Source organism: Streptomyces sp. NPDC048516 (assembly GCF_043199875.1).
Lineage (GTDB): Bacteria > Actinomycetota > Actinomycetes > Streptomycetales > Streptomycetaceae > Streptomyces.
Window position 1 is genome coordinate 268,884 of record NZ_JBICWS010000011.1, and the last position, 24,304, is coordinate 293,187.

The following is a 24,304-nucleotide window of genomic DNA, read 5'->3' on the forward strand; positions in this document are numbered from 1 at the left end:
CGGCGGCCGGCGCGAGGGCTAAGGGCGCACGGGCGGTGGCCCCTGCGCGTCGCGACCGGCCGCCCACCGACAGTGAACAGGCCACCGGAGTTCAATATTCCGCTTTCAAAACCTGGTGACATTCACCATCCCACCAGCGACAATCGCCGCCATGTCCGAAGCCGCCGAAGGTCACACCCTGGTCGCCGAGCACACCGTCTACGCATGTGTGATGGGCTCGCGCGCCTTCGGTCTGGCCACGGAGACCAGTGACACCGACCGGCGCGGGGTGTATCTCGCGCCCACCCCGCTCTTCTGGGGCTTCGAGAAGCCGCCGACCCATGTGGAGGGACCGCGCGAGGAGGAGTTCTCCTGGGAGCTGGAGCGGTTCTGCCATCTGGCCCTGCGCGCCAACCCCACCATCCTGGAGTGTCTGCACTCCCCTCTGGTCGAGCGGGTCGACGCCACCGGGCGGGAACTGCTCGCGCTGCGCGACGCCTTCCTGTCCCGGCAGGCCCACCGCACGTTCACGGGCTACGCCGGCGGTCAGCTCAAGCAGCTGCGGGCCGATGTACGCCAGCACGGCGCGCCCCGCTGGAAGCACGCCATGCATCTGCTGCGGCTGCTGGCCTCGTCCCGCGATCTGCTCCGTACCGGCCGGCTCACGCTGGACGTCGGGCAGGACCGGGAAGAGCTGCTGGCGGTCCGGCGCGGTGAGGTGGCTTGGGACACCGTGGAGCGCCGGATGGCGCGGCTGGCCGAGGAGGCGGAGGCCGCGGTGTCCGGCTCGCCGCTGCCGGCCGAGCCGGACCGGGGCCGGGTGGCCGACTTCCTGTTCCGGGCCCGGCGGGCCTCAGCGCTCGGCTGAGGCCCGGCCGTCCCGGTCCGGACGGTCAGCTCCGGTCCGGACGGTCAGCTCCGGTCCGGACGGTCCGTTCTGGCCCGGACGATGAGGTCGTGCAGTGCCTCGCGGGCACCGGGAGCGTCCGGCAGGGCCGTCGCGTCCTGCGCGGCGTCGAGCCTGGCGTGCAGCGCGTCGACGTCCCCGCGCAGCCGCTCCGGGCCGACCACCTCACCTGCCGCGCCGTGTTCGGCCTCCTCCTTGGCCGCGATCAGCTCCGGTACGTAGGAGGGCACGGCCAACTCACCCACCAGCGTGGGCAGATGGGGCTGCACCTGGCCGCTGCCCATGAGATGGATGCCGGTGAGCAGCACCCGCAGCGTGTACAGCAGCGGCTTGAGCTCGCCGGTCTTCTCGAACAGCCGCCACTGGGTCCTGGCGAAGCCCCGGTAGTGGTGGGCGTGGTGGGAGGTGAGCAGGTCCGGCACCAGCGCGAGCAGTTCGTCGTGCACGGGAGTGGTGTGCACGACCAGGGGCGAGACCAGCTGCTCCAGTACGTAGCCGTTGCGGCGCAGCAGAAGCCGGGCGAACTTGCGCAGGTCGTGCGAGACCAGGTCCAGCTCGGTGCCGTCCTGCTCCCACATCCGGGTTTGCGACTCCTCGGGCTCGTGCAGGCCGAGGAGGGCGGCGGCCGGCAGGAGGTGGGCACCGCGCAGGTCGACATCGGAGTCCCGGGACGGGAAGCCGTACAGGTGCGCGCCGGAGACCGTCGCGAAGACCAGCGGATCGTCCTGCTCCGCCACCACGGCGTCCAGGTCGACGGCGGGCAGCCCGGCCGCGCGGAGGACGGCCGACCGCCGGGCGGCCGTTCCGGGACCCGCTTCGGTGGCCGCTTCGGTGGCCGCTTCGGTGGCCGTTCCGGTCGCCGCCGGATTCTCAGGCATCCCAGGCCTCCCCCAGTGCCAGCAGCTCCTCGCGGTACTCGATACGGGAGGCCCACTCCCCGGGCCAGGCGCCGGCACCCAGGTAGGCACCCGCGAAGGCGCCGGTGAGACAGGCGATCGAGTCGGAGTCGCCGGAGGTGCAGGCGGCCCGGCGCAGCGCGGTGAGCGGTTCGCCGGGGAAGAGCAGGAAGCACAGCAGGCCGGTGGCCAGCGCCTGTTCGGCGATCCAGCCGTCGCCGGTGGCCAGACAGGGATCGCCCTCCGGGTCCGGGTCACCGAGCGCCGCGTCCAGCCGGTCCAGGACACCGAGGCATTCGTCCCAGCCGCGCGCGATGAAGGCCGCCGCGGAGCGGTGCTGGCTCCGCCGCCACAGGTCGCCGAGCCAGTCCTCCCGGTAGACGGTGCGGTGGTTCTGGGCGTACACCCTGAGCCGGCCGGGCAGCTCGGCGGGCGGCGTGCCGTCGGCGAGGGCGCGTACGGCGTAGGCGGTCAGATCGCCGGCGGCCAGCGCGGTCGGGTGGCCGTGGGTCAGCGCGGCCTGCAACTGCGCGGCGCCGGAGCGCTGCTGGGGGCTCAGCCCCGGTGCCAGCCCGATCGGCGCGACCCGCATATTGGCGCCGCAGCCCTTCGACCCCATCTGGGCGGCCCGGGCCCAGGGCAGGTCCCGGTCACTGAGCAGTTCACAGGCCCTCAGGCACGTCCCGCCCGGTGCCCGGTTGTTGTCGGGCGAGCGCCACCAGGCGACGTACTCCTCACGCACGGGACCCAGGAGGCCGGCCGGGGTGAGGGCGCCGCGTCCCATCGCGGTGCGCAGCCCGCGGCCCAGCGCCAGCGTCATCTGGGTGTCGTCGGTGACGAAGGCGGGATCGGGCAGCGCCATCTGCCGCCACGGGCCGCACTTGGCCAGGATCGACGGCACATCGTTGAACTCGGTGGGAAAGCCGAGCGCGTCACCGAGAGCGAGCCCGATCAGCGAGCCGGTAGCGGCGGACCCCGTGGACACCATCAACAAACCACCCCTTAATGTCATGGTGACACTAAGGGGTGGCGTGGCGCCGTCGCAAGGCCCCATCCGCCGATCCGCCGTGCGGCCCGCCGGAGGTCCCTCCGGGAGGTCCCTGCGGTCGGCCGTACGGTCTGCCCGAGCCCTGCGGTCCCAGGGGCCTCCCCCTGGGTAGGGCAACTAGAGCTCGACCTCGCGCATCAGCATGCCGACCTCGGTGTTGGTCATCCGGCGCAGCCAGCCCGACTTCTGGTCGCCCAGGGCGATCGGGCCGAAGCTCGTACGCACGAGCTTGTCGACCGGGAAGCCGGCCTCCGACAGCATCCGGCGCACGATGTGCTTGCGGCCCTCGTGGAGCGTGACCTCGACGAGGTAGTTCTTGCCGGTGTTCTCGACGACCCGGAAGTGGTCGGCGCGGGCGTAGCCGTCCTCCAGCTGGATGCCGTCCTTGAGCTGCTTGCCCAGGTCGCGCGGGAGGGGGCCCTGGATCGCGGCCAGGTAGGTCTTCTTGACGCCGTAGCGCGGGTGCGTCAGGCGGTGGGCCAGCTCGCCGTGGTTGGTGAGCAGGATGATGCCCTCGGTCTCGGTGTCCAGCCGGCCGACGTGGAACAGCCGCGTCTCACGGTTGGTGACGTAGTCGCCCAGGCACTGGCGGCCGTCCGGGTCCTCCATGGTGGAGACCACACCGGCCGGCTTGTTCAGCGCGAAGAAGAGGTACGACTGGGTGGCGACCGTCAGGCCGTCGACCTTGATCTCGTCCTTCTCCGGGTCGACCCGGACACCCTGCTCCATGACGATCTGGCCGTTGACCTCGACGCGCGCCTGGTCGATCAGTTCCTCGCAGGCCCGCCGCGAGCCCATACCGGCCCTGGCCAGCACCTTCTGCAGGCGCTCGCCCTCCTGGTCGCCGAACGTCTTGGGCGTCTTGACCTGCGGCTTGTCGTGGCGGGCGCGGTTGCGCTCCTCCACCTGGGCGTCGTACTCACGGGGCCGTGCGGGCGCCTGGCCCCGGCCGCGCTGCGGGCCGCCCTTGGCGCCGGGGCGGGATCCCTTGGACGCGGCGCCGGCACGCGGGCCGCCCTTGGCGCCGCCACGGGCCGCCGCGCCGCGGCTGCCGCCGCTCTTGGGACCGCCGCTCTTGGCACCAGCGCTCTTGGCACCAGCGCTCTTGGGACCCCCGCTCTTGGCACCGCCGCGCCCGTCCTTGCCGCCCTGGTCCCCGGGGCCGCCCACGTCGTAGCGGCGCTCCTCGGGACGGGGACGGCCGGCGCGCTGCTGCTTTTCGTCCCGCTTTCCCCCGGCCTTCGGCCGGGAGGGGCCCTCACTCGCGCCGCGGTAGTTGCCCCGCCCGCTGTCGTTGTTCCTGCCGCTGCTTCGCATCAATGATCCGTCTGAGAGTCGCCGCTGTCGTCTACGTCGAACGACGGGATACCTTCCGGGGAGTCACCCTCGACCGCCTCCGCCTCCGGGAGGAACGGTGCGAGCTCAGGGAGCTCGTCCAGGCCGCGCAGGCCCATCCGCTCCAGAAAGTAATTCGTCGTCCTGTACAGGATCGCACCTGTTTCAGGTTCCGTCCCCGCCTCCTCCACCAGGCCGCGCTGGAGGAGCGTGCGCATCACACCGTCACAGTTCACGCCGCGTACGGCCGAGACACGGGAACGGCTGACCGGCTGACGGTACGCGACCACGGCCAGAGTCTCCAAAGCCGCCTGCGTGAGCCGGGCCTGCTGCCCGTCCAGGACGAAGCTCTCCACCGCGTCCGCGTACTCGGCACGGGAGTAGAAACGCCATCCCCCGGCCACCAGACGCAGGTCGAAACCGCGCCCCTGGCGGGCGTAGTCCTCGGACAGCTCGCGCAGCGCCAGCGCGACCGCCCGGCGGGGCCGCTGCAACACCCTGGCCAGGTGTTCCTCGGTCGCGGGCTCGTCGACGACCATGAGGACCGCCTCCAGTGCGGGCTTCAGCGCCAGCTCGGCAACGCCCAGCGCCCCGGCCGGTGCCCCGGGCCGCTCCCCCGCGATCTCCCCCGCGGCCTCGCCCTGACCGGACGACGCCTCCGTGATGTCGTACGCCCCGTTCCCGGCCACGCCGCTCATACCCGCTCCTCCGCTGTGTGCTCTCCCTGCTCCGCAGTGTGCTCTTCCTGCTCCGCCCCGGCGGCACGCTGCCCCGCTTCCCCGTCGAACTCGTCCGTGACCACCGGCTCGGCCCCCTCCGCGCCCGTCCAGCGGACCGTGAGCGCCCCCAGGGCCTCCTCCTGCTCCAGGACCACCACCCGCTCCCGGTAGAGCTCCAGCAGGGCCAGGAAGCGCGCCACGACGGTGAGGGTGTCCGGTGCGTCCGCGCACAGATCCTGGAAGCCGGCCTCACCCGCCTCCCGCAGCCGCGCCATCAGCACCTCGGCCTGCTCCCGCACGCTCACCAGCGGCGCATGGATGTGGTCGACATAGACCTGCGGCCGGGCCTTGGGCTGCATCGCCTTCACCGCGAGCTTGGCGAATCCCTCCGCCCCGGTGCTGATGACCACCTCGGGCAGCAGCTCGGCGAGGTACGGCTCCAGCGCGACCGTACGGGGATAGCGCCGGGCCTCGTCGGCCAGCCGGCCGCTGAAGATGTCCGCGATGCGTTTGTAGGCGCGGTACTGCAGCAGCCGGGCGAAGAGCAGGTCGCGGGCCTCCAGGAGCGCGAGATCGGCCTCGTCCTCCACTTCGGCGGCGGGCAGCAGCCGGGCCGCCTTCAGATCCAGCAGCGTCGCCGCGACGACCAGGAACTCCGTGGTCTGGTCCAGGTCCCAGTCCGGCCCCATGGCCCGGATGTGCGCCATGAATTCGTCGGTCACCTTCGACAGCGCGACCTCGGTGACGTCCAGCTTGTGCTTGGAGATCAACTGCAGAAGGAGATCGAAGGGGCCCTCGAAGTTTTCCAGCCGGAGGGTGAACGTGCCGTCGCCGGCCCCGGGGGAAGTCCCGCCGGGAGAGGCATCAGGGGTCCCGTCGGGGGCGTCCCCAGGGGTCCCCTCGGGGGCGTCCCCAGGGGTCCCCTCGGGGGCGTCCCCAGGGATGCCCGTCGAGGTGTCCCCGGCGGGGGCGTCCGCGGGGGCAGCTGCTGCCGGTGGCACGTCGGCGCGCTCCGGCACCCCGGCCGTCCCCGGAGACGTCCCGGGGCCGTCGTCCGGCGCCGCCGGCACATCCGGGGTCTCCGGCCCCGCGGCGGCCCCGCGTCCGAGAGGTCTACGGGCGCGGGGCTCGGGGGCGTCGTCGTTGGTCGTCGGCATCGCGGTCGGTCCATGGTGCTGTGGTCCCGCGCCAAGGGCGACGGGCTGGTCACGGGCGGGACAACCCGCCGAGGAGGCAGGCTATCCCGCGGCACCCGCGCGAGCGCCGACCCCGGCGCGGCCGGTCCCGCGCGGCGCGACGCCCGGCGTGACGTTTCAGCACCGTTCCGGCACCACGGCAACCGCCGCAGGAAAACACCGCACCGGGAAAGCCCCGCCGCAGGAAAGCTCCGCCACCAGGCGAGCGGTCACGCCGCAGGCACCCGGTGGTGCCGGACCGGCCGCGCCCCGTGCAGGTCCCGGGGCCGGGCGTCAGCGCCCCCGCAGCCGCCGCACCAGAATGCTGGCGTCGCCGCGCGACTCCAGGTCGGCGAGGACGACGGCGACCGCCTCGCGGACGATCCGGCCGCGGTCGACGGCGAGCCCGTGCTCGCCGCGCAGCACCAGCCGGGCGTGTTCGAGGTCCATGAGCTCCTCGGCGGAGACATAGACGGTGATCTTCTCGTCGTGCCGCTCCCGGCCGCTGGGGCGGCGGTTGGCGCCTCGGGAGCCGCCGCGCCGGCGGCCCTGGCCACCGGCCTGTGACGCCGCGGCGGCCGCGTCGGAACCCGCCTGGCCGCCCTGGCCCGCCTGGGCCCGGTGGCCCTTGGCTGCGTCGCCGTCGCCCTCCCGGCCGCCGTGCTCGGCCGGGGGGCCGACGGCGGGCACCCGCGGGGGGGTGGCCGGTCCGCCGTCACCGGCCGTCGCCGGCGGGGCGTCCCAGCCGCCGGCCCCGGACCGTCGCTGCCGTACCGCGGTGGCCGTCTCCGGCCCTTCTTCCTCCGCCGCATCGGGCTCACCGGCCGGTGCGGGTACCCGGGGCGCCTCGCCGCCGGCCGTGGAGCCGTTCGCCGAACGGCGGGGGCTGGAGGACTGCAGCCCCCCTCCCCCTGTGGTGCGGAACAGTTCGTCGGCTCCCGGCAGACTCACTCGGCGTGACACCGGGCGAGCACCTCCCTGGCGAGCTGACGATAGGCGGCGGCGCCGACGGAGTTGGAGGCGTACGTGGTGATCGGCTCGCCCGCGACGGTGGTCTCGGGGAAGCGGACCGTGCGGCCGATGACGGTGTGGTAGACGTGGTCGTCGAAGGCCTCGACGACGCGCGCCAGCACCTCGCGGCTGTGCACCGTGCGGGAGTCGTACATCGTCGCCAGGATGCCGTCCAGCTCCAGCTCGGGGTTGAGCCGTTCCTGCACCTTCTCGATCGTCTCGGTGAGCAGCGCGACACCGCGCAGCGCGAAGAACTCGCACTCCAGCGGCACGATGACCTTGTGAGCCGCCGTCAGCGCGTTGACGGTGAGCAGACCGAGGGAGGGCTGGCAGTCGATGACGATGTAGTCGTAGTCGGCCAGCAGCGGCTTCAGGGCGCGCTGCAGGGTCGACTCACGCGCGACCTCGCTGACCAACTGCACCTCTGCCGCTGACAAATCGATATTGCTGGGCAGCAGGTCCATGTTGGGGACCGCGGTCTTCAGGAGCACTTCGTCGGCCGCCATACCCCGCTCCATGAGCAGGTTGTAGACCGTCAGATCGAGCTCCATCGGGTTGACGCCGAGTCCGACCGACAGGGCGCCCTGCGGGTCGAAGTCGACGAGCAGCACCCGTCGTCCGTATTCGGCAAGCGCGGCACCCAGGTTGATGGTCGAGGTGGTCTTGCCGACCCCGCCCTTCTGGTTGCACATGGCGATGATTTTGGCGGGGCCGTGATCGGACAGCGGTCCCGGGATGGGGAAATAGGGGAGCGGGCGTCCGGTCGGACCGACGCGCTCCCGGCGCTGGCGCGCGGCGTCCGGCGCGAGCGTCGCGGCATATTCGGGGTCGGGCTCGTACTCCGCGTCCGGATCGTAGAAGTGCCCCTCGGGCAGGTCGTCGTAGTCGGCGAGACGGGCGGGTTCTCCACTGCCCCGGTCGCCGGCCATGGCGTTCACGTGATGGCCGTCCATGCTCTGGTGGGCTGTCGTGGAAATGCTCTGATGGGCTGCGAAGGTGTGGACCGCAACGGAGCCGACAGCCTCGCGCCCCGAGGGACCCTGGTCCCCTGCAACCGCTCCTGGTTGACCACCTCCGGGAGAAAATGTCGACTCATTCACAAGTCGTCTTACCTCCTTGGATGTGACCAGGAAACTTTATCGATAGGTCAGCGTGGCACCATGCCGACGGTTGGCGACTCTATGGCGTGTCGGGCGTCCGCAGCAACACAATCCACCGGACCCGGCACGATGTGTCGGTAACCGGACCCCCGATGTCAAGGGCGCAAGGGACGTCGGACCGAAGTTTCCGGGGTGCGCGAAACGGCTAAAGGGTCACGTTCGCGGCGAGTTGGGGGCCGACGTTCCGGAACCAGGCGTTCCGCTCGCCGCGCATGCATCCGGCCGGGCCTTGTCGACAAGGCCCGGCCGGATATGCAGCGTTGACGTGCTTCGTTGACGTCTCAGCCGAGGAGGGTGCGCAGTTCGACGTGCTCCAGGCCGTGCGCCTCGGCGACGGGGCCGTAGACGACCTTGCCGTCGTGCGTGTTCAGACCCTTGGCCAGCGCCGGGTCACGGCGCAGCGCCTCGACCCAGCCGCGGTTCGCCAGCTCCACGATGTAGGGCAGCGTGGCGTTGGTGAGGGCGTGGGTGGAGGTGTTCGGCACCGCGCCGGGCATGTTGGCCACGCAGTAGAAGACCGAGTTGTGGACCGCGAAGGTCGGCTCGGCGTGCGTGGTGGGACGGGAGTCCTCGAAGCAGCCGCCCTGGTCGATCGCGATGTCGACAAGAACACTTCCGGGCTTCATCTTGGCGACGAGCTCGTTGGTGACCAGCTTCGGCGCCTTGGCGCCGGGGATCAGGACGGCACCGACGACGAGGTCGGCCTCGACGACGGCCTTCTCCAGCTCGTAGGCGTTGGAGACGATCGTCTGCACCTTGGTGCCGAAGATCTTGTCGGCCTCGCGGAGCTTGTTGATGTCCTTGTCGAGCAGGGTGACGTGGAAGCCGAGGCCCACGGCGATCTGCAGCGCGTTCCAGCCGGAGACGCCACCGCCGATGATGACGGCCTTGCCCGCGTGGACACCGGGGACACCGCCGGGCAGCACGCCGCGGCCGCCGGCCTGGCGCATCAGGTGGTAGGCGCCGACCTGCGGGGCGATCCGGCCCGCGACCTCGGACATCGGGGCGAGCAGCGGCAGCTGGCGGCCGGCCGTCTCGACGGTCTCGTAGGCGATCGCGGTGGTGCCGGAATCCAGCAGCGCGTCGGTGCACTCCCGGGAGGCGGCCAGGTGCAGGTAGGTGAAGAGCGTCTGGTCCTTGCGGAGGCGGTGGTACTCCTCCGCGATCGGCTCCTTGACCTTCAGCAGCAGGTCAGCGGTGCCCCAGACCTCGTCGGCGGTGTCCAGGATGGAGGCACCGGCGGAGACGTACTCCTCATTCGTGATGGAGGAGCCGGCGCCGGCGTCCTTCTCGATGAAGACCTGGTGGCCGTGGCGGACGAGTTCGTTCACTCCGGCGGGCGTGATAGCCACGCGGAACTCGTTGTTCTTGACCTCGCGGGGGATGCCGACCTTCACGTCGATCACGGTCCTTGAAAGAGAGGGTGCAGGAGGAATTATCCCCTCATGCGATGCATGACGGAACTGACCGCGCCGAACGCGGCCCGGCCAGTCTATTGAAGGAGCTCTCATTGTCTAGCCTTGCAAAGCATTAATTCTCGCGAGAAGCACCACCGATTTCGCAGGCTACTGGGAGTGATCTCCGAGGAGACGCTCCCCCACGGCCCGATGGAGCCGTGCCGCTGCCGGGTCTCCGAGCCGCTCGAGGGTGTCCGCAATCCGTAGTTGCAGTGCCGCCTCCAGTCGTCCGTCGGCCGCCTTGCGGGCGATGCCGAGGGCTTCGAGACAGGTCCGCAGCGCCTCCTCGGGCCGTCCCGCGTACTCCTGCACCCGGGCCAGCTCACCGGTCGCCCGCGCCTGGCCGGCCACGTCACCGGTCCTGCGGTAGGTGCCGACCGCCGCCCGCCAGGCCTTGAGCGCTTCGCCCCACCGGCCCGCGTAGGTGTGCGCCCCGCCGATCCGGCCCTGCAGCCGCGCCGCGTCGCCGCTCTCCCCGCGGGCCAGCCGCAACTCCAGCGCCCGGCCGTACCAGTCGGCGGCCCGCTGCCAGTCACCCAGCGTGAGGTACGTACCACCCAGCGACTCCAGCGCCCGGCCGGTCGCCACCGGGTCCTGCACCGAGCGGGCGGCCTCCAGCGCCCCCCGGTAGCGGGTGAGCGCCTGGTCGGTACGGCCCGCCTGCCCGTCCAGGTCCGCGAGGTTCAGCAGGGCGGCGGCCTTCTCCCGCGGCAGCTCACGCCGCTCGGCGACCTGGAGCACGAGTCCGTGCAGCGCATAGAGGTCCGGCGCGGCCGCCTCGGCGCCCTGGTGCGCGAGCAGCGTGCGGGTCAGCGCGGCCATCAACCGGCGGTCCAGAGTGTCGAGTTCGCCGTCCGCGACGGCGATGCCGGCGGCGTCGAGCAGCGCACCGCGGCGGGTGTGCAGCCAGTGCGCGGCAGCCGCCTTCGAGGAGAAGCGCAGCGAGCGCGGCAGCCCGGCGACCTTGTGCCGTGCGGGGGAATCGGCCGGCTCGGCCATCGCCCGGCAGGACTGGAGCAGCCGTACGGTCCGCTCCAGCATCCGGGCGCGGGCCAGCTGGATGTCGGCCGGGCGCTCGTGTTCCCTGAGCAGGTCGCGCGCCAGCGGGGCGAGGCAGCCGGGCAGGCGGTACCGCGGGCGCAGGGCCGGGTCGGGCGTACCGTCGCCGGCGGCGGGCCCGTCGTCCCCGGTGCCGGCCGGCCGCAGCAGGCCCAGCGCGGCGAAGTCACCCAGCGTCGTGGCGGCCGCCGCCACCGAGCAGCCGGCCAGCGCGGAGGCGGTATGGGCGTCCACGAGACCGCCCGGCGCCAGGGTGATCAGCCGCAGTATGCGGGCCGCGGGCGGCGGCAGGGCGTCGTGGACCAGCCGGAAGGCGCGGTACAGCGGGCGGGCGCCGGTGGGCAGGTCCTCGGGCAGCGCGACGGCGTGCAGTGCCTGGTACAGATCGGCGACCGAGGACATGGGGCGGGCGGCGAGCCAGGCACCGGCCAGCACCAGCGCGGCGGGCTGGCCGCCGCACTCCTCGGCGACGCTGTCGGCGGTGCGCGGGTCGACGGTGATCCGGGTCGGCCCGGCGTACCGGCTGAGCATGTCGACACCGGCCGCGGTGTCCAGGCCGCCCAGGGCACACGGCCGGACGTCCGAAATGCCGGTCAGCGGCCCCTGCGAAACCACCACGACCAGGCAGTCGGGGGCGTCCGGGAGCAGCGGTTCGACCTGCCCGGCGCCCGGTGCGTCATCCAGGAAGAGCAGCGCGCGACGCCCGGTGAGGGCGTCGCGCAGCTGCTCGGTCAGTTCGTCCTCGGCGGCGCCCGGCACCGCATCGAGGCCGAGCGCGGCCAGCAGCTCCCGCGCGGTGCGGCCGGTGTCGGCCGGTTCGCCGCCCGGTCCGGTCAGCGTGGCCCGCAGCACCCCGTCGGGATGGTCGTCCGCCAGCTCGCGCAGCAGCTCCTCGGCCAGGGCCGTACGCCCGGAGCCGGGACGGCCCGCGATCAGCAGCACCCGGCTGCGGGCGCCCTTGCGGCCGGAGAGGGTGTCCAGACCGGCCCGGGCGATATCGGCGTGCAGCGCCTTGAGCTCGCGGCGGCGTCCGGCGAAGCCGTCGGCGGCGGGGGCGGTGGTGGCGGTCGCTCGGGCGGCGGGGCGGGCGGCGGCACCGTCTCTGCGGACCCCCGGTGCCCGCTGGCCGGGTGCCGCCGTGGCAGGCCCGTCCGCCATCTCCGGCGGGAGGTGTTCCCCGCCCACCGCCTGATCCGTCACCGGTCACGCTCCCGTCCACCTGCGCGTACGTGTCCGCCGCCGGGACGGAACGCTGCCGAGCGTAGTTCACGGGCCGTCACCTCCCCTGCAGAGCAGGGCGGTTGCGTCACCCGATCGGATCGGTAGATCATCCGACCGGCTCGTGGCGGGACGGCGGCGGGCCCGGCGGCTCAGGCCTCGAAGGGGCGGGCCGGCCACGGGGCGTCGGCCGGCCGCAGCGCGTCCAGGCCCTCGCCGCCCCGGGCCGCGGTCAGCGCCAGCACCCCCACGACCAGGCAGTTGTTGTGCAGATCACCGGCGAGTACCCGGCGGACCAGCTCGTCGTGCGGCACCCGTGCCAGCTCCATGTCCGCCTCCTCCTCGGAGACCTCGAACCGCTCGCCCTCGGCCTCGGACAGATCACGGGCGAGGAAGATCCGTACGGCCTCGTCGCAGCCGCCGGGCGTGGTGTAGACATCGGTCAGCACCCGCCAGTCCGCGGCCTTGACGTGCGCCTCCTCGTACAGCTCGCGCTGCGCGGCGTGCAGCGGGTTCTCACCGGGGACGTCGAGCAGGCCGGCGGGGATCTCCCACAGCCGCCGGCGTACGGGGTGGCGGTACTGGCGCAGCACCAGCACCCGGCCCTCGTCGTCGAGGGCGAGGACGGCCACGGAGCCGGGGTGGACCTGGTAGTCGCGGGTGACGGTGGAGCCGTCCGGCATCACGACCGTGTCGGTGCGCACGCTGGTCTTGTTACCGGTGAACGGCGTCGTGGTCGCGGTGACCGTCCACTCCTCCGGGGTGTCCTTGATCGCCATGGCGCGTCCTCCTGTGTGTTGCCGATGCCAACGCAGAAACCGGGGCACGACCTCGAAGAGGCCGTACCCCGGCAACCGTATCCGCCGCGGTGTCCCTTACTTCGCGGTGCCCGTCTTGCGCGCGACCGCGGCCTTCACCAGCCCGGCGAAGAGCGGGTGCGGGCGGGTCGGACGGGAGCGCAGCTCCGGGTGCGCCTGGGTGGCGACGAGGTAGGGGTGCACCTCGCGCGGGTACTCGACGTACTCGACGAGCTTGTTGTCCGGGGAGGTGCCGGAGAACTGCAGCCCGGCCTTCTTCTCCAGCTCACCGCGGTAGGCGTTGTTGACCTCGTAGCGGTGGCGGTGGCGCTCCTCGACGTAGGGCTGGTTGTCGTAGACCTCGCGGACGATGGAGCCCTCGGCGAGCTTGGCCGGGTACATACCCAGCCGCATCGTGCCGCCCATATCGCCCTCACCTGCGACGATGTCCATCTGCTCGGCCATCGTGGAGATCACCGGGTCGGCGGCGGCCGGGTCGAACTCGGTGGAGTTCGCGCCCTCGATGCCGGCCAGGTTGCGGGCCGCCTCGATGACCACGCACTGCAGGCCCAGGCACAGGCCGAGCAGCGGGAGCTTGTGCTCCCTGGCGTAGGTGATCGCGCCGACCTTGCCGTCGACACCGCGGTCGCCGAAGCCGCCGGGGATGCAGACCGCGTCGCAGTCGTCGAGCTGCTCGGCGGCGCCGGCCGGGGTCTTGCAGTCGTCGGAGGTGACCCACTTCAGCTTCACGCGGGTCTTGTTCGCGAAACCGCCGGCCCGCAGCGCCTCGGTGACCGAGAGGTAGGCGTCCGGCAGGTCGATGTACTTGCCGACCAGCGCGACCTTGACCTCGTGGTCGGGGTTGTGGACGCGGTCGAGCAGATCCGCCCACTGGGTCCAGTCGACATCACGGAACGGCAGGTCCAGCTTGCGCACGATGAAGGCGTCCAGCCCCTCGGCGTGCACGACCTTGGGGATGTCGTAGATCGACGGCGCGTCCGGGCAGGCGATGACCGCGGCCTCGTCGACGTCGCACATCAGCGAGATCTTGCGCTTGATGGCGGTGGGGACCTCGCGGTCGGCCCGCAGCACGATCGCGTCGGGCTGGATACCGATGTTGCGCAGCGCCGCGACCGAGTGCTGGGTCGGCTTGGTCTTCAGCTCACCGGAGGGACCGATGTAGGGGAGCAGCGAGATGTGGACGACGAAGACGTTGTCCCGGCCGACCTCGTGGCGGACCTGGCGGACCGTCTCCAGGAACGGCAGCGACTCGATGTCGCCGACGGTGCCGCCGACCTCGGTGATGACGACGTCGACGTCCTCGGTCGCCATCCGCCGGATGCGGTGCTTGATCTCGTTGGTGATGTGCGGGATGACCTGCACGGTGTCACCGAGGTACTCGCCGCGCCGCTCCTTGGCGATCACGGTGTTGTAGACCTGGCCGGTGGTGACGTTCGCACTGCCGTCGAGGTCGACGTCGAGGAAGCGCTCGTAGTGACCGATGTCCAGGTCGGTCTCGGCGCCGTCGTTGGTGACGAAGACCTCACCGTGCTGGAACGGGTTCATCGTTCCCGGGTCGACGTTCAGGTACGGGTCGAGCTTCTGCATCGTGACCCGCAGGCCCCGCGCCTTGAGGAGAGCACCCAGGCTGGAGGCGGTGAGCCCCTTGCCCAGCGAGGAGGCGACGCCCCCGGTGACGAAGAGGTGCTTGGTCGTCGTGGATTTGGGCGGCATGGCCAAGAGGGAGCTCCCGTGGTCGCGAGGTGGAGAGGTGCGAAGCGGCGTGGGGCCTGGGATTCAGGTGCCGTCGCTGCGGTTCGGGGGTGCCGTGACTTCTGCCGTGACATCTATCTGCGTCCCACCGGTCCACGGGGTACCAGGCTATCAGCGACCGGGCATGGTCGTGTCCGGCCGCACAGCGGAACCTGGAAGTGGCCGTTCCGGATGACGCTGTCACGTGACGGAGGCCACCCGTTTGGACCGCTTCACTCGTCGCGAGGGTCGCGCGGATCACCCACGTGCGTCGTATCCTGCTCGGACACTCGCAACGAGCCGTCCGGGAAGGCACCACCCTCCCCAGCTACCGCTGGGCGGTGGCCCCAGCCCGATTTCCGGTTCCGCTGCTCGGCGACGTTTCATGGGCAGGACGGACAGATCACAACGTCCCATGGGGGGCGTGACTCCAGTTCGACGGGAGATGCACGTGGCCGGGCGCATCGAGGACTACGCACTTATCGGCGATATGCAGACCGCCGCTCTAGTGTGCAGGGACGGCACGGTCGACTGGCTGTGCCTGCCGCGCTTCGACTCCCCGGCGGTCTTTGCAGGGCTGCTGGGCACGGAGGAGCACGGATTCTGGCGGATGGGGCCGGTCAACGGCCCCGGGGGCCGGCCCGCACCGGCCGACCGCCGGCGCTACCGGGGCGATTCGCTCGTCCTGGAATCGGAGTGGGACACCCCGCGCGGCACCGTCCGGGTGATCGACTTCATGCCCCCGCGCGATGGCGCACCGCAGCTGATCCGCATCGTGGAGGGCGTCAGCGGCCGGGTCCCGATGCGCTCCGAACTGCGGATGCGGTTCTCCTACGGCTGGGTCGTGCCCTGGGTGCACAAGATCGACGACCGTACGGTCGCGGTGGCGGGCCCCGATTCGGTGTGGCTGGACACCGAGGCGGAGACGTACGGCAAGGACCTGACGACGTTCTCCGACTTCACCGTCTCGCCGGGTGAGCGGATCGCGTTCACGATCAGCTGGGAGCCCTCCCACAAGCCGCCGCCGGCCGTGGCGGAGCCCGAGGCGTCGCTGGAGGCGACCGAGGAGTTCTGGCGCGAGTGGGTCGAGCACTGCACGTACCACGGCCCCTACCGCGATGCGGTGGTGCGTTCGCTGATCACGCTCAAGGCGCTGACGTACGCGCCGACCGGCGGGATCGTGGCGGCGCCGACGACCTCCCTGCCGGAGTGCATCGGCGGCGTGCGCAACTGGGACTACCGCTTCACCTGGCTGCGGGACGCCGCGATCACCCTGTCCTCCCTGCTGCGCACCGGCTACCGCGAAGAGGCGCGGGCCTGGCGGGAGTGGCTGCTGCGGGCGGTGGCCGGCGATCCCGAGAACCTGCAGATCATGTACGGCATCGCGGGCGAACGGGAGTTGGGCGAGAACGACCTCACCTGGCTTCCGGGCTACGAGAACTCCCGTCCCGTACGGGTCGGCAACGGCGCCGCCGGACAGCTCCAGCTCGATGTCTACGGCGAGGTCACCGAGGCGCTGCACCTGGCGCACATGACGGGCCTGGCGCGCAACGACTACGCCTCGCTGCTCCAGCTCAAGCTGATCCAGTGGGTGGAGAAGCACTGGGACGAACCGGACGAGGGCATCTGGGAGGTCCGCGGCCCGCGCCGGCACTTCGTGCACTCCAAGGTCATGACCTGGGTCGCGGTCGACCGGACGGTCAAGCTGATCGAGTCCGGGGATGTCGACGGGCCGCTGGAGCGCTGGAAGGACCTGCGCGAGACGATCCACCGGGACGTCTGCGAGAACGGCTACGACAAGGAGCGCAACACCTTCACCCAGTCCTACGGCTCGCAGGAGCTGGACGCCTCGCTGCTGCTGATCCCGCAGATGGGGTTCCTGCCGCCGGACGACAAGCGCGTCATCGGCACGATCGAGGCGATCCAGCGGGAGCTGTCCACCGAGGACGGCTTCGTGCTGCGCTACCCGACATCCGGTGCGGACGATCTCGGGGTGGACGGTCTGGAGGGTGAGGAGGGCGCCTTCCTGGCGTGCTCGTTCTGGCTCGCCGACGACCTGGCGATGATCGGCCGGGTCGACGAGGCCCGCAAGCTCTTCGAGAAGCTGCTCTCGCTCCGCAACGACCTGGGTCTGCTCGCGGAGGAGTGGGACCCCAAGGCCCAGCGGCAGGTGGGCAACTTCCCGCAGGCGTTCAGCCATGTTCCGCTGATCGACACGGCACTGCGGCTGACGGCCAGCGGGGCCTACGGAGGCTGACGTACGGCTGTGACGGTGCCGCCCCGGGAGACCGGGGCGGCACCTTTTGCGTGGGAAGGGGGGAAGGGCCCCGGGTGGTGCGTCAGAAGGGGGTCAGGGTGAGGGTGATCTCCCTCGGGGCGCCGTCCTCGATGTAGGAGGCGAAGCCTGCGACGTCGTCGAAGGCGAAGCCGTAGGCCTTGCCGTCCCGCGTCGCGGCGTGCATGGCCTGGGCGTAGTGGTTGGTCAGTTGCTGCCGGTAGAAGGCGGCCGGATCGGTGGTGGGCTGCTGTGCCTGCGAGGTGAGGGTGGAGCGGTTGAGGGCGGCGCCCAGGATGGCGGCGATCGGGCCGCGGGTGCGGTCGTTGGGGGCCGCGAGGGTGCCGTCGCAGAAGAGGACGTCGCGGGTGGACGGCTTGTCGAAGGAGACCGTCCCGGTGGGGGCACTCCCGCCCCGGCCTGCGATGCCTTGGGGGACGGTGAAGGAGAGCTTTCCGCCGCTGACCCGGCCGGTGAAGGTGCCCGCGTCGGTGGTGACGGTCAGGTCCTTTCCCGCGTAGGCGGACCAGGCCTCGTCGATGGCCGGGGCGAGGTAGTCCGTGGCGAACAGCCCGCTGTCCAGGCCGTGGCCCGGGGCGATCACGCGCCGGTCGCCGATGACCAGGCGGCCGAAGCCCTCTGCGGCCTTGACGTCGGAGAAGACCGTGGCGCGGGCACCGCCCGGCATCTCGCCGGTGGTCTGCTCCTCGGCCCCCGTGAGCTTGATCGCCAGCGGGACGCTGAACATGTCGACCATCGTGGTGTTGCAGAACATTCCGCCGGAGTGGTACGTGAACTCGGCGCAGTCGTGGAGGACGTCGTAGTTGGGGTCGGAAGAGACCCAGCCCGCCGGGTAGGCGAGCGCGGCCTTGCCGTTGCCGTCCTCGACCGCCTTGAACTTGAGCTTGCCGCCCAGCGCGGTGTAGATCCGGCCGGACATCTGCGGCAGCTGAAGGGTGGTGGTGCCGCTCGCGGCGAGCGGTATCGCGTAGTCGGTGTAGCCGTCCGGGCCGTTGTCGGCGAGCGCGACGGGCCTGAGTTCGCCGTCCGGGGTGACATGCACCTGCCGGGTGCCGTCGTTGCCGACGAGGTAGATCCAGACCGAGGAGTTGGCGTAGGCACCGGAGTGGTTGACGACGTGCAGGGGCATCGAGGCGGCGGCCCGGCCGGTCCGGGCGGGCCGGGCGGCCGACGCGGGGGCGGGGGCGGGGGCGCGGACGGGAGCGGAGGCGCCGAGGGCACGGCCGGCCGACACGGTGCCGGAGACGGCAGCGGCGCCGGCGGCGAGGCCGCCGAGCAGGTTGCGGCGAGTGATCACGAGGCGGCTCCTTGCGGCCGTTGCCGCTTCACCGCGCCTTGTGCACAGGACTTCCCGGGCCGATATCTCATGCTCATGTCACTCTTTCGGCAGTGGGGGTGGGGAGTTCCTTGAAGCCATCCAGCGTGAGAGCGCTCTCATATCGTGCGCAGTGAACCCTGCCGACTCGACGGAACACCGTCAAGTCATCGCGAGGTAAAAGGAGTTGAAGGAGTGGAGAGGAAGCGGAGAGGAGTGGAGGGGAGAGGGGTGGAGTGGAGAGGGGTGGAGAGGAGAGGGGTGGATGGTGGCTGATCCGAAGGGCCCGGGGCCGCGCCCGACGCTGGAGGCGGTCGCCGCGCTCGCCGGGGTCTCCCGCGCCACGGTGTCCCGCGTGGTCAACGGCGGTGCGGGCGTACGGGCCACGGTCCGCGAACGGGTCCGCGAGGCGGTCGCCGCGCTGGGCTACGTACCGAACAGCGCGGCCCGCTCCCTGGTCACCCGCCGCACGGGAGCGGTCGCCGTGGTCATTGCGGAGCCCGAGGCCCGGGTCTTCAGCGATCCGTTCTTCGGACGCCAACTGCGGGGCATCAGCCGCGAACTGGCCGCCGCCGACACCCAGCTCCTGTTGATGTTCGTCGAGCGGCGCGCCGACTACGACCGCATCGGCCGCTATCTGTCGGCCGGGCATGTCGACGGCGCGCTGATGTTCTCGCTGCACCGCGACGACCCCCTGCCGGCCATGGCCGAGCGCGCCGGACTGCCCACCGTCTACGGCGGCCGGCCCGGCTGGGCGGGCGCCGACCGCGCGCCCCGGCCGCTGTACGTCGACACCGACAACCGCGACGGTGCCCGCCAGGCCGTACGCCATCTCCTCGGCCGTGGCCGCCGCCGGATCGCCGTGATCACCGGCCCGCTCGACCAGACGTCCGCGGTGGACCGTCTCGACGGCTACCGCGACGCGCTCGGCACACCGCAGCCGGACCCGCGGCTGATCGCGGACGGCGGCTTCACGGCGCAGGGCGGTGAGCGGGCCATGGCCCGGCTCCTCGATGCCGTACCGGACCTGGACGCCGTCTTCGTCTGCTCCGACCTGATGGCGAGCGGCGCGCTGCGTACGCTCCGGGCCCGCGGGCGGCGGGTGCCGGACGATGTGGCGGTGGTCGGCTACGACGATCTGGAGCCGGCGGCCTGGGCGGATCCACCGCTGACCACGGTGCGGCAGGACGTGGAGGAGATGGGGCGGCTGATGGCCGGGTTGCTGCTGCGGGTGCTGGATCCGCGGAGGTCCGCGGGGGCGGACGGCGCAGACGGGGGCGGCGCGGACGGGGCGGATGGAGCAGACGGGGTGGACGGGGTGGACGGGGTGGACGGGGCGTACGGGGCAGACGGGGCGGACGGGGCGCCGGGAGGGGAGCACGGGCCGGGGGCCGCTCCGGGGGAGCCGGCGCCGGTGATCACAAAGGCGCGGCTGGTGGTGCGGGAGTCGGCATGAGACGCGGTGGGGGCGGTCCTGGTCCGGAACCGCCTCCACCCTGCCCTGTGCGGCGCGGCGCCGCCGTCCGGACCGCGCAGGCCCGCCCCCGTGCGGCGCGCCCCCGTGCGGCGCGCCCCCGTGCGGCGCGGCGCCGCCGTCCGACCGCGCTGCTCCGCACCGCGGAATACGGGTACCGTTCCAGGTCATGGGGCCGGAAGCGAAGATCGAAGCCGAGATCACGGTACGCAGGGCACTGGAGCTGCCCGCGCTGCGACGCGGTCTGCCGGAGGTCCTGGCCGGCGAGGACCGGCTGGACCGCCCGGTGCGCTGGGTGCACGCGGGCGAGGTCCCGCATATCGCCTCGCTGCTCAAGGGCGGCGAGCTGCTGCTGACCACCGGGCTCGGGCTGGGTGCCCGGCCGTCCGAACAGCGCGCCTTCATCCGTAAGCTCGCGGACCGCGAGATCGCCGCTCTCGTCGTGGAACTGGGCTCCCGTTTCGCGTCCCTGCCGGCCGCGCTGGTCGATGCCGCACGGGACTGCGGACTGCCGCTGATCCAGCTGCACCGCGAGGTCCCGTACGTCACGGTCACCGAAGCGATCCACACCGAGATCATCAACAGCCACTACGCGCTGCTGCGGCGTGCCGACGAGATCCTGCGGCGCTGCACGGATGTGCTGCTGCGGGGCGGCGGCGCTCCCGAGGTGCTGCGGCTGCTGGCCGTCTTCACCGGCAACCCGCTCTGCCTGGAGGCCCCCGACGGCAGTCCGCTGTACGCGGCGGGCCCGGACGCCGATGACGGCCCGGCGGACGCCGACCCGCTGCTGGCCTGGGAGGGCCTGCGCGACACCGGCGTACGCATCGACGTACCCGGCGGCGGCCCTGGTCCCGACGCGGTCCGCGGCCGCCTCGTCCTGCTGCCCGTCAACGCCCCCTTGGCGCCGGTGCACCGGATCGCCGCCGAGCGCGCGGCCGACCTGCTGGCCGTCGTCATGCTCCAGTCCCGCCAGGAGGAAGTACTCGCCGCCCGCGGCCGCGGCGACTTCCTCGCCGACCTGGCGGAGGGCCGGATCTCCGCCGCCGAGGCGCCCGGCCAGGCCCGCCTGCTGGGGTTCCGCCCCGGCTCGGGCCCCGTGCTCCCGGTGGTGATGCGGCTGCCCGCCGGCCTTCCCTCCCCCGGCAGCTGGGCGCTGCTCGCCCAGGCGCTGCGCGAGGAACTTGCCGCGCCCGGAGTGCCCGTGCTGCTCGGCGTACGCCCCGTGGAGGGCCGGGTCCCGATGCTCGTCGCGCTGCGCGCGGGCCAGGACCGCGATGCGCTCGCCGACCGGATCGCCGACGCGCTGCGCGCCGGCGTCGTCCGCACGGGCCTGGACCGGCCGGCCGCCCACCGTCCGGTGGTCGTGGTCGGTACACCGGGCGACTGGGCGGCGGCGGGCCCCGGCCTGCGGCACGCCGCGGAGGCGGCGGCCGCGGCCCAGGGGCTGCCGGAAGCGCCCTGGTACGACGCGCGCCGCCTGGACATCGAGCTGCTGCTGTGGCGGATGCGCGAGCACGGCGAGCAGGGGGTGCTCACCGACTTCGTGGAGCGCGCCATCGGGCCGCTGCTCGCCCATGACCAGGGTGCCCGTCAGCCGCTGCTGCCGACGCTGGAGGCCTATCTGGCCAGCGCGGGCCGCAAGGCCGAGACCGCCCGCGACCTGAACGTGAACCGGCAGACGCTGTACGACCGGCTGGCCCGTATCGCTCAGCTGCTGGGCACGGACCTGGACGATCCGCAGACGGTCCTGGGCCTGCGCCTGGCCCTGCGCGCCCGGCGCCATACGGACAAGCCGTAACGGGCGGCGGGCCCGGATACGGGTGGACGGCGGCCGGACGTGCCCGGCGTCCGCGATGCCTCGACGCCGCGACGGCTCGACGGCTCGACGGCTCGACGCGAGCAGCGTCTCGGCTACGCCGGCTGAACCGGCTGGGTCAATTCGTCGTAGACGCTGAGGACCTGGGTCACGGTGTCGTTCTCGCTGGGCCAGCCGGCGGCTTGGTCGCGGCCCGCCGCGGCGAGTGCGTCCCGCCGTACCGGATCGGCAAGGAGCGCGAGCACCGTACGGGCCAGGGCGGCGGCATCGCCGTAACGCACCAGTTCCGCGGCGGGGCCGACCAGTTCGCGGGTGCCTCCGGTGTCGGTGGCGACCAGCGGCACCCCGGCGCGCAGCGCCTCCTGGGCGATCAGCGAGCGGGCCTCCCACCTGCTGGGCAGCACCACCAGGTCGGCGGCGGCGAGGAGTTCAGGCACATCGTCGCGGCGCCCGAGCAGTTGGACCGGCAACTGCTCGGCGTCGATCCGCCGCTGCAGTGCCGCCCGCTGCTCGCCCTCCCCCGCGATGGCGACCAGCGGCTGCGGGTCAAGCGCGCACCAGGCGTGCGCCGCGTCCAGCAGGAGGTCATGTCCCTGGCTCGGGTCGAGACGGCCGACCGCGAGCAGCAACGGGCGGTCCACCGCGCCCAGTTCGGCCCGCTCCTTGCGGAACATCCGGTCCTGGCTCCCGGGCCCGGCCGGCACGCCGCCTGACCGCGGGCGGGGAATCGCGACCGGCGCGAGCCGGGCATCACGCGCGCCCCGCTCACGCGCCCGGTCCACAAGGTCGGAGCACGCTCCCAGCACGACGGCCGCCGCCCGCGCCACCCGCCGCTCCATCAGACGCACCATCCCGGCCCGCGCGCCCTCGATGTGCGCCTTGGTGTGCCAGGTGATGACCAGGGGAACCCGCCGCCCGCCCCGGGGGCCGCGCAATCCGCGCAAGGCCATCGAGGCACGCAGTCCGGCCCGCAGACCGTGCGCATGCACGAGGTCTGCGTCCCAGCAGGCGCTGCGCAGCGAGGCCACGCTCGCCGGATCCGTGCGCGGAGGGACATGCACGAACCGCGCGCCCGCGCCGGTGAAGTCGTAGGCCTCCTCGGTTTCCGGTGTGGCGCACACGGTCACCCGCACCCCGCGTGCGACGAGCCCTTCGGCCAGCGAGCGGACGTGCGCGGCGCTGCCGGCGCTGCCGTGCCCCAGCACCTGGACCGTGCGCAGCGGCGACAGCCCGTGCGCCGAGGTCGGGGGGCTGCTCACGTGGTCGGGGCTCCTGGGTCGGGGGCGGGACGGGCCGTACCGGCGAGTCGGTCCGTTTGCTGCGGGGTGCCGCGACGCGGACAAGCGGCCGCCCGCCTGCCCGGCGGACGGGCAGGACGGGGCGAGCACGCCCGACAGGACGGGCGAGCACGCCCGCGACTGCGCACCGCGCCCAGGATGCCAGCCCGGCGATGTCAATTCCGCACCGTCGGCCCGCCGTTCCGGTGGGAAGTCTCACCCCGGCACCCACCAGATCACCCACATGGGCGACAAACCGCCCGCGCGGATTAGCGGCTCGTTCGAGGGAGTCCACTCCCTGGAGTGCGCCTGCGCCAGGCGAGGGGGCGTGTACGCCGTCGCCGGAGCGCGTGGGCGTTTGTCCGACTTCAGCCCCATCCCCACCCCCCTCCCGCCCCGGCCCGTCCGCGCCCCCGCAGCCTCAGACCGCCGCGGCCGCCCGGCTGACGCGGTCCCCCGCGGCCGCGGCGGCGACCAGCCCCGCGGCGTGTACGGCCAGTCCCCGGCGGCCGTTGCCCGTGACGATGGCAAGGCCGAGCGCCGCGCCGAGGGCGTGCGCCCCGGCGTCCCCCATCATCGTGCGCTCCCCGAGGTCATCGCCGATGACGGCCGCCGCGGCCCCCATGGGCGCCGCGGACAGCGGGCCGGCCGCACCGCGGCGCAGCAGCCCGGGTGCCCCGATGGCCAGGACGGCGCCGGCCGCCCGGCCCGGCCGGACATCCAGGAGGTTCACCAGGTGGGCCGAGCCCGCGATCACCACACCGGCCAGGAGCTTGTCGGCCGGACGCTCCTTGAGGAGAGCCCCCGCCGCGAGCCCCGCGGCACCGATCCCGAACAGCTTCACGGCTCCGCTGGTGACGTCCTTGTCCCGGAGGGCCGAAAGGTGCGCCCGGAACCCGCGGCGGGGGTCATCGGCACCGACCACGTCGTCGTACGCCCCGCAGCCCCCGGCGGCCAGTACCGCCAGCGCCGCGGCGGTCCGGGTCCGGGCGGGCAGCCCCGGTGCGGTGGCGGCGGCGAGCGCGGTACCGGTGGCCGTGGCGAGCCCGGCGTGCAGGTCGACGATCCGGCCGGCGTAGTTCTTCCGCTCCCACCGGGCGGCGCCACCCGGCGGCCGCTTCCGGAGCGCCGTACAGGCGGCCCTGGTCACCCCTGCCGCCCCCAGGAGCACCGAGATCCGCCCCAGCGCACTGTTACCTGCCACCGCCGCCATGTCGCTCCCCTCGCCCGGCACCGTGCCGGGCTCAACTGCCGTCACCCTAAGCGGGCACCGGGCGCACACGTGCCGGGACGGCCCGGGCGGGGGGTGCCTCTATGTCTTTCGTCAAGGCGTCTGGGTCGGGTTTGCGGTGGTTTGTGGTTGCTGGGGTTATGCGGCGAGCTCGATGTCCTTGGGCGTTCGGGGTTCGTAGAAGGTGCCGTCGCGGAGCATGGCGAACAGGACGCTGATGCGTTGGCGTGCGAGCCGGAGGAGGGCTTGGGTGTGGGTCTTGCCGCGTGCTCGTTGCTTGTCGTAGTAGGTGCGGGAGGCCGGGTCGGCGTTCATGCAGGCGAAGGCGGACAGGAACATGGCCCGTTTGAGCTGCCGGTTTCCGCCTCGGGGTGCGTGTTCA

Annotated in this window: 18 protein-coding genes and 1 pseudogene; 4 read left to right on the plus strand and 15 right to left on the minus strand. The window is 72.6% G+C overall.

Annotation, left to right across the window (positions count from 1 at the left end):
• Nucleotides 1-151 precede the first annotated feature (151 nt).
• Nucleotides 152-847, plus strand: a complete 696-nt coding sequence (locus ACGFR7_RS23225) for a DNA polymerase beta superfamily protein (protein ID WP_311625736.1) — start codon at nucleotides 152-154, stop codon at nucleotides 845-847.
• A 44-nt stretch (nucleotides 848-891) separates the two neighbouring features.
• On the opposite strand, the gene ACGFR7_RS23230 is transcribed toward ACGFR7_RS23225, so the two are convergent.
• The 11 genes from ACGFR7_RS23230 to ACGFR7_RS23280 form a co-directional block, all read right to left on the minus strand.
• The gene (locus ACGFR7_RS23230) at nucleotides 892-1,764 is read right to left on the minus strand and encodes a DNA polymerase beta superfamily protein (RefSeq protein ID WP_393322348.1); all 873 of its coding nucleotides are present in this window, start codon (nucleotides 1,762-1,764) and stop codon (nucleotides 892-894) included.
• A complete protein-coding gene (locus ACGFR7_RS23235) occupies nucleotides 1,757-2,770 on the minus strand; it encodes an ADP-ribosylglycohydrolase family protein (RefSeq protein ID WP_393322351.1) in 1,014 nt (337 codons plus the stop codon). The genes ACGFR7_RS23230 and ACGFR7_RS23235 overlap by 8 nt, the downstream gene beginning before the upstream one ends.
• Nucleotides 2,771-2,947: 177 nt before the next feature.
• Nucleotides 2,948-4,147 carry a pseudouridine synthase gene (locus ACGFR7_RS23240; protein ID WP_393322354.1) on the minus strand — a complete coding sequence of 400 codons (1,200 nt, stop codon included), beginning with the start codon at nucleotides 4,145-4,147 and terminating at the stop codon, nucleotides 2,948-2,950.
• Entirely contained in the window at nucleotides 4,147-4,863 is a 717-nt protein-coding gene (scpB, locus tag ACGFR7_RS23245) for an SMC-Scp complex subunit ScpB (protein ID WP_393322357.1), read from the minus strand. The genes ACGFR7_RS23240 and scpB overlap by 1 nt, the downstream gene beginning before the upstream one ends.
• On the minus strand, nucleotides 4,860-6,041 hold the full coding sequence (locus ACGFR7_RS23250; protein WP_393322360.1) for a segregation/condensation protein A: 1,182 nt from the start codon (nucleotides 6,039-6,041) through the stop codon (nucleotides 4,860-4,862). Before ACGFR7_RS23250 ends, scpB begins: the two co-directional genes overlap by 4 nt.
• Nucleotides 6,042-6,353: 312 nt before the next feature.
• Nucleotides 6,354-7,022 carry a hypothetical protein gene (locus ACGFR7_RS23255; protein ID WP_393322362.1) on the minus strand — a complete coding sequence of 223 codons (669 nt, stop codon included), beginning with the start codon at nucleotides 7,020-7,022 and terminating at the stop codon, nucleotides 6,354-6,356.
• A complete protein-coding gene (locus ACGFR7_RS23260; protein WP_129297091.1) occupies nucleotides 7,007-8,023 on the minus strand; it encodes a ParA family protein in 1,017 nt (338 codons plus the stop codon). Before ACGFR7_RS23260 ends, ACGFR7_RS23255 begins: the two co-directional genes overlap by 16 nt.
• A 488-nt stretch (nucleotides 8,024-8,511) precedes the next feature.
• Complete coding sequence (gene ald / locus ACGFR7_RS23265; protein ID WP_393322406.1) at nucleotides 8,512-9,627, minus strand: alanine dehydrogenase; 1,116 nt, start codon at nucleotides 9,625-9,627, stop codon at nucleotides 8,512-8,514.
• Between the two features lie 168 nt (nucleotides 9,628-9,795).
• The gene (locus ACGFR7_RS23270) at nucleotides 9,796-11,946 is read right to left on the minus strand and encodes a tetratricopeptide repeat protein (RefSeq protein ID WP_393322365.1); all 2,151 of its coding nucleotides are present in this window, start codon (nucleotides 11,944-11,946) and stop codon (nucleotides 9,796-9,798) included.
• A 170-nt stretch (nucleotides 11,947-12,116) separates the two neighbouring features.
• Nucleotides 12,117-12,743: an NUDIX domain-containing protein gene (locus tag ACGFR7_RS23275; protein ID WP_393322367.1), complete on the minus strand. Its 627-nt coding sequence runs from the start codon at nucleotides 12,741-12,743 to the stop codon at nucleotides 12,117-12,119.
• A 96-nt stretch (nucleotides 12,744-12,839) separates the two neighbouring features.
• Nucleotides 12,840-14,495: a CTP synthase gene (locus ACGFR7_RS23280; protein ID WP_393322370.1), complete on the minus strand. Its 1,656-nt coding sequence runs from the start codon at nucleotides 14,493-14,495 to the stop codon at nucleotides 12,840-12,842.
• Nucleotides 14,496-14,958: 463 nt separating this feature from the next.
• Here ACGFR7_RS23280 and ACGFR7_RS23285 point away from each other — a divergent pair, with 463 nt between their 5' ends.
• On the plus strand, nucleotides 14,959-16,770 hold the full coding sequence (locus tag ACGFR7_RS23285; RefSeq protein ID WP_393322409.1) for a glycoside hydrolase family 15 protein: 1,812 nt from the start codon (nucleotides 14,959-14,961) through the stop codon (nucleotides 16,768-16,770).
• Between the two features lie 82 nt (nucleotides 16,771-16,852).
• Here the strand turns inward: ACGFR7_RS23285 and ACGFR7_RS23290 are convergent, their stop codons facing one another.
• Entirely contained in the window at nucleotides 16,853-18,106 is a 1,254-nt protein-coding gene (locus tag ACGFR7_RS23290; protein WP_393322373.1) for a beta-1,3-glucanase family protein, read from the minus strand.
• Nucleotides 18,107-18,389: 283 nt separating this feature from the next.
• Here ACGFR7_RS23290 and ACGFR7_RS23295 point away from each other — a divergent pair, with 283 nt between their 5' ends.
• Both ACGFR7_RS23295 and ACGFR7_RS23300 read left to right on the plus strand, forming a co-directional pair.
• Nucleotides 18,390-19,580 carry a LacI family DNA-binding transcriptional regulator gene (locus ACGFR7_RS23295; RefSeq protein ID WP_393322376.1) on the plus strand — a complete coding sequence of 397 codons (1,191 nt, stop codon included), beginning with the start codon at nucleotides 18,390-18,392 and terminating at the stop codon, nucleotides 19,578-19,580.
• A gap of 187 nt (nucleotides 19,581-19,767) precedes the next feature.
• Nucleotides 19,768-21,396 carry a PucR family transcriptional regulator gene (locus ACGFR7_RS23300; protein WP_393322379.1) on the plus strand — a complete coding sequence of 543 codons (1,629 nt, stop codon included), beginning with the start codon at nucleotides 19,768-19,770 and terminating at the stop codon, nucleotides 21,394-21,396.
• A 113-nt stretch (nucleotides 21,397-21,509) separates the two neighbouring features.
• Here the strand turns inward: ACGFR7_RS23300 and ACGFR7_RS23305 are convergent, their stop codons facing one another.
• The 3 genes and pseudogenes from ACGFR7_RS23305 to ACGFR7_RS23315 form a co-directional block, all read right to left on the minus strand.
• Nucleotides 21,510-22,673 carry a glycosyltransferase family 4 protein gene (locus tag ACGFR7_RS23305; RefSeq protein ID WP_393322382.1) on the minus strand — a complete coding sequence of 388 codons (1,164 nt, stop codon included), beginning with the start codon at nucleotides 22,671-22,673 and terminating at the stop codon, nucleotides 21,510-21,512.
• Between the two features lie 439 nt (nucleotides 22,674-23,112).
• On the minus strand, nucleotides 23,113-23,904 hold the full coding sequence (locus ACGFR7_RS23310) for a hypothetical protein (RefSeq protein ID WP_393322412.1): 792 nt from the start codon (nucleotides 23,902-23,904) through the stop codon (nucleotides 23,113-23,115).
• Nucleotides 23,905-24,060: 156 nt separating this feature from the next.
• Nucleotides 24,061-24,304: pseudogene (locus ACGFR7_RS23315) on the minus strand (IS110 family transposase); the annotation flags it as partial.

Coding starts and splice junctions, on each gene's coding strand:
- ACGFR7_RS23225 (WP_311625736.1), top strand. CDS start 152: ATGTCCGAAGCCGCCGAAGGTCACACCCTGGTCGCCGAGCACACCGTC.
- ACGFR7_RS23230 (WP_393322348.1), bottom strand. CDS start 1,764: ATGCCTGAGAATCCGGCGGCGACCGGAACGGCCACCGAAGCGGCCACC.
- ACGFR7_RS23235 (WP_393322351.1), bottom strand. CDS start 2,770: ATGGTGTCCACGGGGTCCGCCGCTACCGGCTCGCTGATCGGGCTCGCT.
- ACGFR7_RS23240 (WP_393322354.1), bottom strand. CDS start 4,147: ATGCGAAGCAGCGGCAGGAACAACGACAGCGGGCGGGGCAACTACCGC.
- scpB (WP_393322357.1), bottom strand. CDS start 4,863: ATGAGCGGCGTGGCCGGGAACGGGGCGTACGACATCACGGAGGCGTCG.
- ACGFR7_RS23250 (WP_393322360.1), bottom strand. CDS start 6,041: ATGCCGACGACCAACGACGACGCCCCCGAGCCCCGCGCCCGTAGACCT.
- ACGFR7_RS23260 (WP_129297091.1), bottom strand. CDS start 8,023: ATGGACGGCCATCACGTGAACGCCATGGCCGGCGACCGGGGCAGTGGA.
- ACGFR7_RS23275 (WP_393322367.1), bottom strand. CDS start 12,743: ATGGCGATCAAGGACACCCCGGAGGAGTGGACGGTCACCGCGACCACG.
- ACGFR7_RS23280 (WP_393322370.1), bottom strand. CDS start 14,495: ATGCCGCCCAAATCCACGACGACCAAGCACCTCTTCGTCACCGGGGGC.
- ACGFR7_RS23285 (WP_393322409.1), top strand. CDS start 14,959: ATGCACGTGGCCGGGCGCATCGAGGACTACGCACTTATCGGCGATATG.
- ACGFR7_RS23295 (WP_393322376.1), top strand. CDS start 18,390: ATGGTGGCTGATCCGAAGGGCCCGGGGCCGCGCCCGACGCTGGAGGCG.
- ACGFR7_RS23300 (WP_393322379.1), top strand. CDS start 19,768: ATGGGGCCGGAAGCGAAGATCGAAGCCGAGATCACGGTACGCAGGGCA.
- ACGFR7_RS23310 (WP_393322412.1), bottom strand. CDS start 23,904: ATGGCGGCGGTGGCAGGTAACAGTGCGCTGGGGCGGATCTCGGTGCTC.